This window comes from Lutibacter sp., assembly GCF_033723435.1.
GTDB lineage: Bacteria > Bacteroidota > Bacteroidia > Flavobacteriales > Flavobacteriaceae > Lutibacter.
The window spans coordinates 217,965-233,966 of record NZ_JAWVXC010000005.1; the positions used below are offsets into that span (position 1 = coordinate 217,965).

Sequence of the window (16,002 nt, forward strand, 5' to 3'; positions counted from 1 at the left end):
TTTTATACATTTACAATTAGTCAAATAAAGTAAATGGAACCAACAAAAAAGAATATTCTAAACCCAAATAAATGGGTGCAACTTCATGCAGATTATCTTTTCAACTATACTATTAGCCGAATTAATAATCATGATTTGGCCAAAGATTTAGTGCAAGAAACTTTTTTTGCTGGACTTAAAGCAAAAGATAACTTTAAAGGACTAGCAAGCGAACGTACTTGGTTAATTTCTATTTTAAAAAGAAAAATTATTGATTATTATAGAAAAATTAATTCAACAAAAGGAAAGGCTGAAGTTAAAATGAATTTTTATACAGATGGAGAAAGAGAAGGAGAATGGATTGAAGAACGAGTTCCAACTAACTGGGATAATGAAGCCGAAAAATCTATTGAAAATGAAGAATTAAATCATGCATTAAATGAATGTATAGATAAGTTACCAGAAAAATACGCTTCGGTATTTAAAATGAAAACATTACAACATTTTGAAACGGAAGAAATATGTAAGGAATTAGATATAACAGCGTCAAATCTTTGGGTAATTATACACCGTGCTAGAACCCAACTAAGAAGATGTATGGAAGATAATTGGTTTAAAATTTAAAAAAAATGGGCATGAAAATAACTTGCGATGAAGCAACAACAATTTGTGATAAAACCCAATATGGAGAAGCTACTTTATGGGAAAAAATTAAATTAAATATTCATTTATTTATGTGTAAAAATTGTCGGTTATATTCAAAACAAAACAAAATTATTACAAAATGTATTCACAGTCATGAGCATAAAATAAATGAAACTTGTAATTGCTTAAACGAAGACGAAAAAAACGTAATGGAAAAAGAATTAGAAACTCATTTATAACCTTTTATACTTTTAAAGATAATGCGCTTTTTACCAGAAATTATAGATAATTATATTTCTAACCACACTGAAACAGAACCCAAACTATTACAGGAATTAAATAAGGAAACTTGGCAAAAAATATTAAATCCTCGAATGCTAAGTGGAGCATATCAAGGTAGAGTATTGTCTCTTCTATCTAAATTAATTCGTCCAAAATATATATTAGAAATAGGTACTTATACAGGATATTCAGCTTTGTGTTTGGCGGAAGGTTTAATTAAAGATGGCGAATTATTTACGATAGATAAGAATGAGGAATTAGAAGATTTTGCAAAAAAATATTTTCAAAAATCTAGTTACAAAAATAATATTCACCAAATTATTGGAAATGCAACTGAGGTTATACCAACGTTAAACAACACTTTTGATTTGGTATTTATTGATGCAGATAAAACAAATTATGCTACTTATTTTAATTTGGTTATCCAAAAAATGAATTCTGGTGGAATTATAATTTCAGATAATGTTTTATGGAGTGGTAAAGTTGTTGAAGAATTAGACTCAAAAGATAAAGACACTAAATCTATAGTTGCTTATAATAAAAAAATTGCTGAAGATAATAGAGTTGAAACTGTTATGTTACCTATTCGAGATGGTTTAACAATATGCAGAGTAAAGTAATTATTAAGGATTTTTTCTTTTTATAGAACCTATAGAATCTTCTATTTCGTCTTTGATTTTAGTAACAGGTTTGGTAAAATTATCAAAGTTGTCTTTTACTTTATTAATTTCTTTTTTAATATCAACTGCCATATCTACATTAATATCATTTTTATCCGCAGTATTTTTAATTTCCCTTTTAATGTCATTTGTTGCATCTTTAATTTGACGCATTCCTTTGCCTAAACCACGAGCAATTTCAGGAAGTTTATCTGCACCAAAAAGCATTACTACAATAAGTAATACTACCATAATTTCAGGTGCGCTAATAAATAAAAACATAATTCAATATTATTTAAAGCACAAAGTTACTTAATTAAAATTAAAGAAAATTGAAGATTTTGTTAATAATAAAAATCATAAACAAAAAACTATTTTTTAATTAGCATTCGTTTAATTTCGTTCAATTTCATGAGAGCTTCAATTGGAGTAAGCGTATCAATATTAGTAGCTAAAATTTCTTCTTTAATATCTTCTAACAACGGATCATCTAATTTAAAAAAGCTTAATTGTACATCTTTTTCTGTTGCTTGCTTAAGTGTTTCTTTAACTTCTTGACTTGTATGATTTTTTTCTAATTGTTTTAACATTTTACTAGCTCTATGTACAACTGCTGTTGGCATTCCTGCTATTTTTGCAACGTAAATACCAAAACTGTGTTCGCTACCACCTGGAACTAATTTTCGTAAAAAAATAACTTTGTTTTTTAATTCTTTTACGGAAACATTGAAATTTTTAATTCGATTAAAAGTTACAGCCATATCATTTAATTCATGATAATGTGTTGCAAATAATGTTTTTGCTTTAGTTGGATGTTCATGTAGATATTCGGCAATTGCCCAAGCTATTGAAATACCATCATATGTGCTTGTTCCCCTTCCAATTTCGTCTAATAAAACTAAACTTCTTTCAGAAATATTATTTAAAATACTAGCAGTTTCATTCATTTCTACCATAAATGTAGATTCGCCCATAGAAATATTATCACTTGCACCAACACGTGTAAAAATTTTGTCAACTATACCAATTCTAGCATTTTGAGCAGGCACATAACTTCCCATTTGAGCTAATAAAACAATGAGTGCTGTTTGTCGCAAAATTGCAGATTTACCACTCATATTAGGTCCAGTAATCATTATTATTTGCTGTTGATTTCTGTTTAAAACCAAATCATTAGCTATATATTCTTCGCCAATAGGTAGTTGTTTTTCAATTACGGGATGTCGCCCATTTTTTATTTCTAAATCAGTAGTTTCATCTAAATGAGGACAGACATAATTGTTTTTCTTTGCTAATTGTGCAAATGAAGCCAAACAATCTAATTGTGAAATTAAATGCGCATTTAATTGTATTGGACGAATATAATCCATTAAATCATTAATAAGTTCTAAAAAAAGTTGTTGCTCAAGCTCACTTATTTTTTCTTCGGCTCCTAAAATTTTAGATTCGTATTCTTTTAATTCTTCCGTTATATAGCGTTCAGCATTAACTAAAGTTTGTTTTCGAATCCATTGTTCAGGGACTTTGTCTTTATGTGTGTTTCTAACTTCAATATAATAACCAAACACATTATTAAAAGCTATTTTCAAAGATGGAATGCCTGAACTTTCTGTTTCGCGAACCAACATTTCATCTAAATAATCTTTTCCAGAAGTTGAAATTGCACGTAATTCATCTAATGCTTTGGAAACGCCACTTGAAATAACATTACCTTTATTAATATTTACAGGCGCATCTTCGTTTAATGTAACACTAATTTTTTCTCGTAAAGTTTTACAGTTTTGAATTTGTTCTCCAATAATTTTTAAAGCTTTATTATCGCTTTTTTCAGCAGCTTCTTTTATTGGAATAATTGCATTTAATGAATCTTTTAATAAAACAACTTCTCGTGGATTTACTTTTCCTGTTGCCACTTTTGAAACTAGCCTTTCTAAATCGCTTATTTGTTTTATTTGATAAGTAGTTAATTCAAAAAAATCATCATTATTAATAAAATACTTTACAATATCTAAACGCTTATTAATTTGATGAATATCTTTTAAGGGTAATGCCAACCAACGTTTTAATAATCGTCCTCCCATCGGCGAAATGGTGTTGTCAATAACATCTAAAAGAGTAACTGCATTAGCAGAATTTGAATGGTATAATTCTAAATTTCTAATAGTAAATTTATCCATCCAAACATATTTATCTTCATAAATACGTTTAATAGTATTAATGTGTTCTAATTTATTGTGTTGTGTTTCAAATAGATAAAATAATATTGCGCCAGATGAAATGATTCCTTCCTGTAAATCTTCAATTCCAAAGCCTTTTAGAGTTTTTACTTTAAAATGATTGGTTAAAGTTTCCGTAGCATAATCCGATTGAAATACCCAATCTTCTAAATAAAAAGTATAAAAATCCTCTCCAAATAATTGAGCAAATTTAGATTTATACTGTTTTTGGATTAAAATTTCATTTGGAGCAAAATTTTGGAGTAGTTTATCAATATACTCGCTATTTCCTTGAGCAGTTAAAAACTCGCCAGTAGAAACGTCTAAAAATGAAATTCCGATTAATTTTTTTCCAAAATGAATAGCAGCTAAAAAATTATTAGTTTTAGCCGATAAAACTTCGTTATTTAAAGCTACACCTGGCGTTACTAATTCAGTAACTCCACGTTTTACAATAGTTTTGGTCATTTTGGGATCTTCTAATTGATCACAAATTGCAACCCGCATTCCTGCCTTAACTAACTTTGGAAGATAAGTGTTTATGGAGTGGTGTGGAAATCCAGCTAAAGCTGTTTCTGTTTCACTTCCTGCGCCACGTTTTGTTAAAATGATTCCTAAAATTTTTGCAGCTTTTTTGGCATCTTCACCAAATGTTTCATAAAAATCACCTACTCTAAATAATAACATTGCATCAGGATATTTTACCTTAATAGCATTGTATTGTTTCATTAAAGGAGTTACTTTCTTGGTTTTTGCTGCCAATTTTTTAGGAAATTAAGTTAGTTTTGCGAAGTTAATTATTCCGTTTTAAAGATAAACGAATTTATGAGAAAATTAAAAAATAGTGAACTTGGGAGATTAAATGTCGCTGAATTTAAAGAAATAAAGAAAACTCCATTAATAGTTATATTAGATAATATTAGAAGTTTAAATAATATTGGCTCGGTTTTTAGAACTAGTGATGCATTTTTAATTGAAAAAATTTATTTATGCGGAATTACTGCGAAACCGCCTCACAAAGAAATTCATAAAACAGCTTTAGGAGCTACAGAAACTGTAGATTGGGAATATGTTGAAAACGCATTAAGTTTAGTTAAAAAATTGCAAAAAGAAGGAATATTTGTTTCTTCTATTGAACAAGCAGAAAATAGCACGATGTTGCAAAATTTTGAAATTGAAAAAAACAAAAAATACGCAGTTGTTTTTGGAAATGAAGTAAAAGGAGTGCAACAAGAGGTAGTTTCTGCATCCGACAATTGCATAGAAATTCCACAATTTGGAACTAAACACTCGTTAAATATTTCTGTGAGTGTTGGTGTGGTACTTTGGGATTTGGTTAAAAAAATTAGAATCCAAGCATAAATTTAGCAACCATAAAGTAAATTAAAATCCCAAAAATATCATTACTTGTAGTTACAAATGGCCCAGTTGCAATAGCAGGATCAATTTTGAGTTTATTTAATACAATTGGGACTACAGTTCCAATAACTGCAGCATTAATAATAACAGTCACTAAAGCTATAGCAATAGTAATAGATATGGTTAAATTAGTATGAAAGAAAAACTGACTTAATCCAAAAACAATTAAAGACATTACTAAACCATTTAATAACCCTATTAGTAGTTGTTTAACAATGTGTGTTAATAATTTACCTTTAAAAGATTTATTGGCAATACTTTGTACTACAATTGCAGATGATTGTACTCCAACATTACCTGCAGAAGAATTAATAAGAGGAATAAAAATAATTAAAGCTGGCGCAGTTTTCATAACAGTTTGAAAATCTGTAATTATGCTAGCTGCAAATGTTCCGCTAACCATACCAATTAATAGCCAAGGTAAACGAGCTCGGGTTAATTTTAAAACGCTATCATCAGAATCAACGTCTTCAGAAATACCAGCTGCCATTTGGTAATCTTTTTCAGCTTCCTCTGTAATAAAATCTACAACATCATCAATAGTAATTTGTCCAACTAAAACGCCTAAATCATCTATTACGGGGAGTACAACTAAATCGTATTTTTGCATAATTTGCGCTATGTCTTCACCTCTGTCATCTACTTTTACAGCAACCACTTTGTCATCATAAATTTCTTTTATTGGTGTTTTTGCAGGTGTTGTAAGTAAGTTTTTTAGTGATAAAATACCTATTAATTTATTGTCATCGTCAACAACGTAAATGGTGTGAACTTTTTCTAATTCCTGTGCCTGTTTACGCATTTCTTTAACGCAACGTAAATTGGTCCAATTTTCATTAACTTCAATAAATTCTTTAGCCATTAAACCCCCAGCGGAGTTTTCTTTATAACGTAGTAAATCAACAATATCTTTGGCGTGTTCAACGTCTTCTATATGGCTAATTACTTCTTTTTTTTGTTCTTCTGAAAGTTCATTAATTATATCCGCAGCATCATCTGTTTCTAGCTCTTCAATATTTTCGGCAATTTCTTTAGAGGATAAACTGCTTAAAACGCGCTCACGAGTATCATCATCTAACTCTGTTAAAATATCAGCAGTAGTTTCGCTATCTAAAAGATTTAAAACAAAAAGGGCTCTATTAAAATCTAGTTCATCTACAATTTCAGCAACATCAGCATAATGCAATTCTTCTAGTAAATTTTTGACTTCTTTACTATTATTTGCATCAATTAATTCTTTAAAATCGTTTAAAAAATGGGAGTTAATTTCAAATGCCATCTTGCTCAATTTTAGCGGTTAATTCAATAAACTGTTCAACAGATAATTGTTCAGGGCGTTTTGCAAAGATAGCGTCTTGTTTTAATTTATCAGATAAATTCAAGGATTTTAAACTATTACGAAGTGTTTTTCTTCTTTGGTTAAACCCAAGTTTAACTATTTTATAAAATAATTTTTCGTTAACAGGTAAAGTATAATTTTCTTTTCGAATTAAACGAATTACGCCAGAATCTACTTTTGGAGGCGGATTAAAAACATCAGGGGGAACGGTAAATAGGTATTCAACAGTATAAAATGCTTGAGCTAAAACCGATAATATACCGTAAACTTTGCTGCCAGGTTTTGAAGCAATTCTTTGCGCTACTTCTTTTTGAAACATGCCAGAAAATTCAGGAATTTGTTGCTTATTTTCTAGCGTTTTAAATACTATTTGAGTTGAAATATTATAAGGAAAATTACCAATAATTGCGACTTGATTTTCTTGGAAATAATCAGATAAATTAATTTTTAAAAAATCTTTTGAAATAATATTATTGGCAAGATTTAAATAATTTGCTTTTAAATATTCTACCGACTCAGAATCGATTTCAATTACGCTAGTTTTGAATTTTTTTTGAAGTAAGTATTTGGTTAAAACACCCATTCCTGGACCAATTTCTAATACATTTTCGTAATTTTTTTCGGTTAAAGAATCTGCAATTTTTTTTGCAATTTCTTCATCTTTTAAAAAATGTTGGCCTAAATGTTTTTTTGCTCTAACCGTCATATTTAATTTTTAGAGCTTACACTAAACTGATTGCTAATTACTTTAAGTTCTGTTCTAAAGGCAACGAATTTATCTTTAAATAATTTTAAACTTTCTTCTCGTAATTTAGGCGCATCTTCTTTGTAATATTTTTCTAAAGTTTCATAACTATCGGTGGTATATTGAATTGCATAAGTTACACCTCCCATATCTTCATTAATTAGCACTCTACTCATTTTAGCTTGGCTAAACTTTCCTGTTGCTAACATAGCTGGAATATGAGTTTCTTTCATCCAATTAAGCCATTCCTTTTGTTTGGATTCATCAATATTTACGGTAACGTTGTATATAAACATAAGTGTTAATTTATAGTGTCTCCTCTTAATTTTCGATATTTTTTACGTGCATCAACTAAAAAAATACTGGAAGGATATTCAAAGATAATTTTTTTATAATATTCTTTTGCTTGGTTTGGAAGATTTAATTGGTTTTCATAAAGTTCGGCTAAATTATATATTGCATCATCGACCAAAATATCTTCTTTATTTAAGTTGATAATTTGTAAATAATTACTCTCAGCCTTTTTAAATTGATTTGTTTTTATAAATAAATCAGCTTGTTTAAACAAAGCCTCATCTTCTATAGGATGCCCTTCATATTTATTTAAAATAGTTTGAAGTGTATCAATTGCTTTAAAATTTTGATTTTGATAAGCTAATAAATCGGCTTTTGCATAGGTTTTTAAGGCTAAATGTAAGCTATCTTTTACGGCGTTATCTGTAATTAATAAATTTAAAGCTAAGGCATCATTAGCAATTAATTGTGAAGTAGCATTTTTTAAAACTTTTAATTGGGTTTGTGCCCATTTAAAATCGCCTTTAAAATAAGAGGTTTGTGCAATTTTAAATCGAGCTTGTTGAGCAATAGGATGATTTTTTAAATCTTGTTGAACTTGTGTGTAATAAATTAAGGCAGTATTAAATTTGTTAGTAAAAACTAAAACATCTGCCAATTTAATTTTTATAGATCCTTTTTGAAATTTATTGTTTGCCAAGTTTAATGCCTTTTTTAAAACGATTATTGCTTTATTAGGCTGGTTTTTATTAAAGGCTAAAAAATGGGCATAGAAAACTTGAATATTTACGGTTTCGGAATTAACACCAAATTCTGAAAATAAATTTTGAAATTGAGTTTCAATTTTATCATTTGGAAGTTTAGTTTTAAGCGATATTTCAAGTAAATATAGTTTAGCATTTAATGTAGTGGGAACATCATGAGTGTTTTCTAATATATAATTAAAACACTTAGTTGCATTGGCATAATCTTTATTTTCAAAACTTATTTTTCCTAAGGTTTGTAGATTATTTAGGTTAGATGAATTTCGTTTAAACAATGCTTTTTCTTGAATAAATGCTTTGTCATAATCTTTTTGTTGAATATATAACCAGCTTAAAAGTTGATTCCAGCTATTTTTAGGGTTGTTTTGTAATCGTTTTAAAATTAGGTTTTTAAATAAAATGTTATACTTGTTTTCACTATCGTCAGTTATAAATTTACCAATATAACTTTTAACGGTTGGCACATAATTCTCATTTAAATCAATTAAATTTAAATAGGTGGAAAACATAGATTCAATATCTCCTTTTTCTCCATAAATAGCAGCAATTTGGAAATTGAAATTAGCATTTTTGTTTAATCGCATTACCTTTTTGTATGCTTTTAAAGCATAATCGAGTAAATTATTATCGCTAAAAGATCTTCCAATAATAAACCCTAAATTTGGAAATTCTTCTAATGCTTTTAATGCCTTTTTGTAATTTAGTTCTGCTTTTTCTTGTTGATGTTGTAATTGATAACTATAACCTAAATCTACGTACAAATACTCTTGATTTGGATAGGATTTTAATTGCTGATTAATAGTGTTTTTTACTTCTTCAAATTTTTCAAGTTGTAAATAGCAATCAATTAAATAAGTTAAATAACTGGTATTATACGCGTTTTTTTCGTGAAGTGATTTATATAAAACAGCTGCTTTTTCATATTCGCCATTTCTAAAATATTGATAGGCAAGCATGTTTTCTTGCGCGTAAAAATGCAAAGAAAAAAAACATAGCAATAAGAATATAAATTTTCGCATAAAATCATTATTTCAATTTCAAAGATAGGTAAACGAGTGTTAAATTTTTTATAAAATAGGCCAATTTAGAAAATTATGCTGTAACCTTTTGGCACGAAAATTGTCTTAATTAAAATAAGTCAAAAAACATTAATTATGAAAGAACTAACCAAATTATACGAAAAGGCTAAAAACAAATCGCTAAATTTTATGAATAACGGTCAATTAAACGCCTATGTTGATGCTTTAATTGAAATGAATTATTATAAAAACTTAATGGTAGCTGTTCAAGCTAATTGATTATATCAAATCCACAATAAGGAACTAACACTTCTGGAATTTTAATTCCTTCAGGTGTTTGGTAATTTTCTAATAAACCAGCTAGAACACGTGGCAACGCTAACGAACTTCCGTTTAATGTGTGTGCTAATTCTGTTTTACCATCCGCATTTTTAAATCGAAGTTTAAGACGATTAGCCTGAAAGGTTTCAAAATTTGAAACGGAACTAATTTCTAACCAACGGTTTTGAGCTGTTGAAAACACTTCAAAATCATAAGTTAAAGCAGAAGTAAAACCTATATCTCCACCACATAATCGTAAAATACGATAAGGTAATTTTAATTCGTTTAAAATATCTTTTACATGAGCTAACATTGCATCTAAGGCTTCGTAAGAATTTTTTGGATGCTCAATGCGAACAATCTCAACTTTATCAAATTGATGCAATCGGTTTAAACCTCTAACATGCGCTCCGTATGATCCAGCTTCACGTCTAAAACAAGGCGTATAAGCTGTTTTACAGATAGGAAAATCACTTTCTTTTAAAATTACATCTCTAAAAATATTAGTAACAGGTACTTCGGCAGTTGGTATTAAATACAAATTGTCTTGTGCATCATGGTACATTTGACCTTCTTTATCAGGTAATTGCCCAGTTCCAAAACCAGAAGCTTCATTTACTAAATGAGGTACTTGCACTTCTTGATAACCAGCTTTACTGTTTTTGTCTAAAAAATAATTGATTAAGGCACGTTGTAATCTAGCACCTTTACCTTTATATACAGGAAAACCGGCACCAGTTATTTTATTACCTAGCTCAAAATCTATAATATCATATTTTTTAGCAAGTTCCCAATGAGGTAAAGCGCCTTCGGATAAAGTTGGAATTTCTCCTTCTTCAAAAACAGTTTCATTATCTTCCTCTGAATTTCCTGCGGGAACAATTTCATTAGGAATGTTAGGAATTAAATACAATAGATTTTGTAATTCTGTTGTTTTTTCTTGAAGTTTATCAGATAACTCTTTAGAAGTATCTTTTAACTGTGCAGTTTTAAGCTTTAAAATTTCGGCTTTTTCTCGTTCACCGTTTTTAAATAAAATACCAATATCTTTTGATAATTTATTGGATTCGGCTAAAACTGCATCCAACTCAGCTTGAGTTGCTCTTCGTTGTTCATCTGCTAAAATAGTTTGATTAACAATTTCTTCAGCATTTTTAAAATTTCGTTTAGCTAATCCGCTTAAAACGGTTTCCTTATTTTCTCTAATAAAAGCTACTTGTAACATTATTATCTCCTTAAATTAAGGGCAAATTTAAGAAATTGCAATTAAACCTAACTAGAAAAAATGGACTTGTTGCTAATTTGATTTTAAGGAAACAGTTTCTTCAAAAGAAGAAACTACTTGTGGAATATTTTTAACTTTAAATTCACACGTTATTTTTATGGAATCTTTACTTGTTTTGGTTAACTTAAAAGTTCCATTTCCTATAGGATAATAGCCAGTTTCTCCTTTACAAAAACACAAACGAGCAAAGTGTAAATTTACTTGTTTTAGTTCACTGTTTGCTAATGAAATTTCTTTTATGTTTTTAGGTAAAGTTGCGTAAATAATTTCAGTGTAATTACTGTCTTGTGTGTTTTTTATTGGATTACGCTTAAAAGTGTACGTTAATAAAGTGTTTTCTCCTTTAGAAATTTCAGGATATAAATTCCCAAATTTATCTTTGTTAAAAACAAGGCTCTTATTTGGCGTTAGACTTAATTCACATTTGCCGTTTGGCGCACAATTTTTTGCATTTACTTGAATTGGGTTTTTAACAACAAAACTTAAGTTTTTATTAGCATTGCATGATGCAAAAAATAGTATAATAAGCGATAGAAATATTTTCATATAGTTATTTTTAAAGAATTAATCAATAAAAGTGCCACGAATATATTTTAATGAATTTTGCTTGTCGGTTTGTAACTGTTTTTTCAAATTTTGAATGGATTCAAATTTTTGTTCATCACGTAAAAACTTTAAAACTTCAATTTGAATAGTTTTAGTATATAAATCTTTTTTGAAATTAAAAAAGTGAATTTCAATAGTTTGATGTTTTCCTTTTAGTGTAGGTCTAAAACCAATGTTCATCATGCCATAAATAACTTCATTATCTATGGTTGATTTTACGATATAAGCACCAGTTTTAGGTATAAGTTTATAGGTTTCCTTAATAAATAAATTTGCAGTTGGAAACCCAATTTTTTCTCCTAAATTTTTACCTTCTACTACTTTCCCAGTAAGCATAAAATGGTAACCTAAATATTGATTAGCCTTGGTGATTTCTCCATTTTCAATAGCTTTTCTAATTTTGGTAGAGCTAACCCCAATATTATTTATATCTAATTTTGAAATTTCTTTTACGCTAAAATTATAGGTATAACCATATTCCTTTAAATGCTCAAAATCACCTTCTCTATTTTTTCCGAATCTATGGTCATATCCAATAAATAATTTGGCAATATTTAATTTAGCAACTAAAAAATTTCTTACAAAATTTAAGGCTGTTTGGTTAGCAAAATCTTCATCAAAAGGGTAAACGACTAAAGTTTCAATTCCGGTTTTTTCTAATAACTGAATTCGCTCATCAATAGTGTTAATTAATTTAATGCCAATTTCTTTTTGCAGAACCATTCTAGGGTGAGGGAAAAAAGTAAGTAAAATAGGTGTTGCATTATTTTTTTTTGCACTTTTAACTAGCTTTTTTAACACTTTTTGATGCCCAATATGAACCCCGTCAAATGTACCAATAGTAACATATGAAGGAGCTGTTTCGTTAAATGATGATAAATTTGTAAGTATTTTCAACTAAAATAAATTTGAAATAAAAAACAAAAATACTGTATTTAATTAAAACATAATTTGTTTACTTTGGGAATATCAAATTTTTAAAATTATATTTGTTACATCCTAAATACTCCAAAATAAAAGGCTTATGACAACTTTTTGTAAAAAAACCATTTTCTTAACCCTGTTTTTAATAGCAATTGTTTTTAATGGAAACGGACAGAATAAAACCAATATTTGGACTAAAGCTTCCTTTAATAGTGAAAAAGGACAAAAAATGGTTTACAGGAAAACAATTCCTAAAAAATTTAAAACTTATCAATTAGATATAAATAGAGTTAAAAATTTATTAGGAAATGTTGCAAAAAGAAACACTAAAGCTAAAGTATCTAATAAAATTTTAAGCTTTCCAAATGAAGATGGAACTTTAGAAAAATATCAAGTTTTTGAAGCCTCTATTTTGTCGCCAGCGTTACAAAAAAAATATCCAAATATTAGATCTTATGTAGGGAAAAGTATTACAAACAAGGGGAAGACTATTCGATTTAGTATTTCAAATGATGGTTTTCATGGTATGATTTTTAAAAAATCTGGAGGAACTATTTATATTGATCCATACACTTCAAATAAGGATAATTACATTGTTTATAATAAAAAAAGTTTACCAAAAATAGCTCCTTTTGAGTGTAGATTTGATGAGTTTAATACTTCCAAAGTTACAACAACTTTAAAAAGTAGTTATAGTGCAAAAACTAGTAATGCAAATGATGGAAATTTAAGAACATTTAGGTTGGCAGTTGCGACTACAGGAGAATATTCACAATATCAATTAAATAATCAAGGGATAAGTGTAAATGCCACTGATGCAGAAAAAAAAGCCGCAGTTTTATCTGCAATTAATACAACAATGACTAGGGTTAATGGTATTTTTGAAAGAGATGTTGCATTAACCATGGTTTTAGTAGCTAACGAAACAGATATTATTTATTTAGATGGAACAACGGACCCTTTTACTAATGATGATAGTTCAAAATTAATTGATGAAAGTCAATCTATTATTGATATCTATATTGGCTCTTCTAATTATGATATTGGGCATACATTTTCTACTGGAGGAGGGGGGTTAGCACAATTAAATACACCTTGTACAATTGATAAAGCTAAGGGAGTTACGGGAACAAGCAATCCGATAGGAGATGCTTATGATATTGATTTTGTAGCACATGAAATGGGTCATCAATACGGAGCTCATCATACATTTAATGGAGATGCGGGTAATTGTGCCCCTCCTAACAGAAATGATGCTACAGCGGTTGAACCAGGTAGTGGTTCTACTATTATGGCATATGCAGGAATTTGTGCCCCTCAAAATATTCAAACGAATAGTGACGATTACTTCCATTTAATTAGTATTAGAGAAATGTGGGCAAATATTTCAGTCGGAAATAGTACTTGTGCTAATGTTACTGCTACTGGTAATAGTGTACCTGTAGTTAATGCATTATCAAATTACTCAGTACCGATTTTAACCCCTTTTGTTTTAACAGCAAATGCTACAGACCCTGATGGAGATAGTTTAACTTATACTTGGGAACAATTAGATGCAAGTGGTATTACTAACTACCCATTAGCTTCGACAGATGTAAGCGGACCAGATTTTAAATCTGTTGGACCCAGTACTTCACCTAAAAGATATTTTCCAGACCAAAATACAGTTATCTCTGGAGCCCTATCAAACACATGGGAAGTTATTCCTGCAGTTAGTAGAACGATGAACTTTGGGGTAAATGTTAGAGATAATAATCTAAGCGGTGGACAAACTGCAAGTCAAGAGAGCACATTAACATTTGACGTAAATTCGGGGCCATTTAAAGTTACTTCACAAGCGACCAACGAAACCTGGTCTGCAGGTACATCTCAGACTATAACTTGGGATGTGGCAAATACTGATATTTCGCCTGTTAGTTGTTCATTTGTGAATATTTTATTGTCAACAGATGGAGGTTACACATATCCAATTACTTTGGCTTCAAATATTTCTAATAATGGTACTAATACTGTTGTAGTCCCAAATGTTACAACTACAAAGGGAAGAATTATAGTAGAAAGTGCTAATAACGTATTTTATGCAATGAATGCCTCGGATATTTCTATTCAAGCTTCAGAATTTATAATGAATTTTAGTTCTACATCTAATTCTGTTTGTTCGCCAAATAATGCAGTTTACAATTTCACGTATAATACTTTTAATGGGTTTAATGAAACTACTACTTTTTCTGCAACAGGTAACCCTGCAGGAACTACAGTTACTTTTAATCCAACTACAGCAACAACTGATGGCACAAATGTTCAAATGACAGTTTCTGGAATTACAGATGCTAATTTAGGAAACTCACAAATTGCAGTTACAGGGACATCTACTTCTGTTACTAAAAATACATCAGTGAATTTAAATGTCTATACTTCTAATTTAGCGGCTCCAGCTTTAAGTTCACCAACAAATAATGAAGTGGGAGTTTTAAAACCCTATACTTTAAATTGGAATAGTAATGTAAACGCAATTAATTATGATATTGAAATTGCCACAGATAGTGCTTTTACGAATATAGTGGAGTCAGCAACGGTTAATATTAATACATTTACTCCTCAAACACTTAATATTAATACTACGTATTATTGGAGAGTTAGAGCTAATAATATTTGCGTTCAAAGCCCTTTTTCAACTGTTTTTAATTTTACTACAGCAAATGAAACCTGTGATATAAATACTTCATCAGATACTCCATTAAATATTCCAGATAATAGTGCTACAGGGGTAAGTTCTATAATTAATTTCCCTCAAAATAAATTAATTACAGATGTTAATGTAACTGTAAATATAACACACACATATGATGCTGATTTAGCATTTACTTTAACAAGTCCGCAAGGGACTGTTATTATACTATCTTCTGGAAATGGAGGAAGTGGAGAAAATTATACAAATACAACTTTTGATGATGATGGCACAAATGATATTAATTTAGGTATAGCTCCTTTTACAGGAACATATAAACCACAGGGGAATTTATCAAGTTTTAATAATGAAATGTCATCAGGTAATTGGACTTTAAAAGTAGTAGATTCTGGTGCTGCTGATGTTGGTACAATTGATAATTGGTCTATTCAAATTTGTGGAGTTCCGAGCGGTTATTCATTACCAACCGATAATTTCAATGTGCAAGTAACCAGTGAAACGTGTCCAGATAAAAACAATGGCCAAATTAATATCACAGCACAATCAACCCAAAACTATGTAGTTACTATAAATGGCACTAATACAAGTTTTACAGATACTCAAAATTTCACAAATAATTATCTATTTGAAAATTTAGCACCAGATGTTTATAACGTATGTGTGACTGTCCCTACGGAGAATTACGAGCAATGTTTTGTAGTAGAAGTAATAGCAGGAACCACAGTTTCAGGGAAATCTAGTGTAAAAGCGAATAGAGCTACTGTTGAAATAGAACAAGGAACAGCTCCTTACAAAGTATATGTAAATGGTAACGAA

15 protein-coding genes are annotated in these 16,002 nt (G+C 29.3%); 6 read left to right on the top strand and 9 right to left on the bottom strand.

Annotation, left to right across the window (positions count from 1 at the left end):
* Positions 1-33 precede the first annotated feature (33 nt).
* The 3 genes from R3342_RS09550 to R3342_RS09560 are packed head-to-tail and all read left to right on the top strand — an operon-like array spanning position 34 to position 1,526.
* Entirely contained in the window at positions 34-603 is a 570-nt protein-coding gene (locus R3342_RS09550; protein ID WP_318939809.1) for a sigma-70 family RNA polymerase sigma factor, read from the top strand.
* A gap of 11 nt (positions 604-614) precedes the next feature.
* Complete coding sequence (locus R3342_RS09555) at positions 615-863, top strand: hypothetical protein (protein ID WP_318939810.1); 249 nt, start codon at positions 615-617, stop codon at positions 861-863.
* A gap of 21 nt (positions 864-884) precedes the next feature.
* Positions 885-1,526 carry an O-methyltransferase gene (locus R3342_RS09560; protein WP_318939811.1) on the top strand — a complete coding sequence of 214 codons (642 nt, stop codon included), beginning with the start codon at positions 885-887 and terminating at the stop codon, positions 1,524-1,526.
* A gap of 3 nt (positions 1,527-1,529) precedes the next feature.
* On the opposite strand, the gene R3342_RS09565 is transcribed toward R3342_RS09560, so the two are convergent.
* Positions 1,530-1,847 carry a twin-arginine translocase TatA/TatE family subunit gene (locus R3342_RS09565; protein WP_318939812.1) on the bottom strand — a complete coding sequence of 106 codons (318 nt, stop codon included), beginning with the start codon at positions 1,845-1,847 and terminating at the stop codon, positions 1,530-1,532.
* A gap of 89 nt (positions 1,848-1,936) precedes the next feature.
* Positions 1,937-4,543 (bottom strand): DNA mismatch repair protein MutS, encoded by a 2,607-nt coding sequence (gene mutS / locus R3342_RS09570; RefSeq protein ID WP_318939813.1) that lies wholly within the window; start codon positions 4,541-4,543, stop codon positions 1,937-1,939.
* 63 nt (positions 4,544-4,606) lie between these two features.
* On the opposite strand from mutS, the gene R3342_RS09575 reads away from it, so the two are divergent.
* Positions 4,607-5,143 carry an RNA methyltransferase gene (locus tag R3342_RS09575; RefSeq protein ID WP_318939814.1) on the top strand — a complete coding sequence of 179 codons (537 nt, stop codon included), beginning with the start codon at positions 4,607-4,609 and terminating at the stop codon, positions 5,141-5,143.
* On the opposite strand, the gene mgtE is transcribed toward R3342_RS09575, so the two are convergent.
* From mgtE to R3342_RS09595, 4 genes are read right to left on the bottom strand one after another with little or no spacing between them, the layout of a single operon-like run.
* Positions 5,127-6,479, bottom strand: coding sequence for a magnesium transporter (gene mgtE, locus R3342_RS09580; RefSeq protein WP_318939815.1), 1,353 nt, complete (start codon positions 6,477-6,479; stop codon positions 5,127-5,129). The two genes, R3342_RS09575 and mgtE, sit on opposite strands and share 17 nt — an antisense overlap.
* Entirely contained in the window at positions 6,469-7,245 is a 777-nt protein-coding gene (rsmA, locus tag R3342_RS09585; RefSeq protein ID WP_318939816.1) for a 16S rRNA (adenine(1518)-N(6)/adenine(1519)-N(6))-dimethyltransferase RsmA, read from the bottom strand. The genes mgtE and rsmA overlap by 11 nt, the downstream gene beginning before the upstream one ends.
* A 2-nt stretch (positions 7,246-7,247) precedes the next feature.
* The gene (locus R3342_RS09590; RefSeq protein ID WP_318939817.1) at positions 7,248-7,580 is read right to left on the bottom strand and encodes a DUF4286 family protein; all 333 of its coding nucleotides are present in this window, start codon (positions 7,578-7,580) and stop codon (positions 7,248-7,250) included.
* A 5-nt stretch (positions 7,581-7,585) separates the two neighbouring features.
* On the bottom strand, positions 7,586-9,298 hold the full coding sequence (locus R3342_RS09595) for a tetratricopeptide repeat protein (protein WP_318939818.1): 1,713 nt from the start codon (positions 9,296-9,298) through the stop codon (positions 7,586-7,588).
* 198 nt (positions 9,299-9,496) lie between these two features.
* On the opposite strand from R3342_RS09595, the gene R3342_RS09600 reads away from it, so the two are divergent.
* On the top strand, positions 9,497-9,640 hold the full coding sequence (locus R3342_RS09600) for a hypothetical protein (protein ID WP_318939819.1): 144 nt from the start codon (positions 9,497-9,499) through the stop codon (positions 9,638-9,640).
* Here the strand turns inward: R3342_RS09600 and serS are convergent.
* The 3 genes from serS to R3342_RS09615 form a co-directional block, all read right to left on the bottom strand.
* On the bottom strand, positions 9,633-10,907 hold the full coding sequence (gene serS, locus R3342_RS09605; RefSeq protein ID WP_318939820.1) for a serine--tRNA ligase: 1,275 nt from the start codon (positions 10,905-10,907) through the stop codon (positions 9,633-9,635). The two genes, R3342_RS09600 and serS, sit on opposite strands and share 8 nt — an antisense overlap.
* 72 nt (positions 10,908-10,979) lie before the next feature.
* Positions 10,980-11,513 carry a hypothetical protein gene (locus R3342_RS09610; RefSeq protein ID WP_318939821.1) on the bottom strand — a complete coding sequence of 178 codons (534 nt, stop codon included), beginning with the start codon at positions 11,511-11,513 and terminating at the stop codon, positions 10,980-10,982.
* An 18-nt stretch (positions 11,514-11,531) separates the two neighbouring features.
* A complete protein-coding gene (locus tag R3342_RS09615; RefSeq protein ID WP_318939822.1) occupies positions 11,532-12,470 on the bottom strand; it encodes a bifunctional riboflavin kinase/FAD synthetase in 939 nt (312 codons plus the stop codon).
* 127 nt (positions 12,471-12,597) lie between these two features.
* Here R3342_RS09615 and R3342_RS09620 point away from each other — a divergent pair.
* Positions 12,598-16,002: reprolysin-like metallopeptidase (locus tag R3342_RS09620; RefSeq protein ID WP_318939823.1), on the top strand; the 3,405-nt coding region annotated here is incomplete at its 3' end.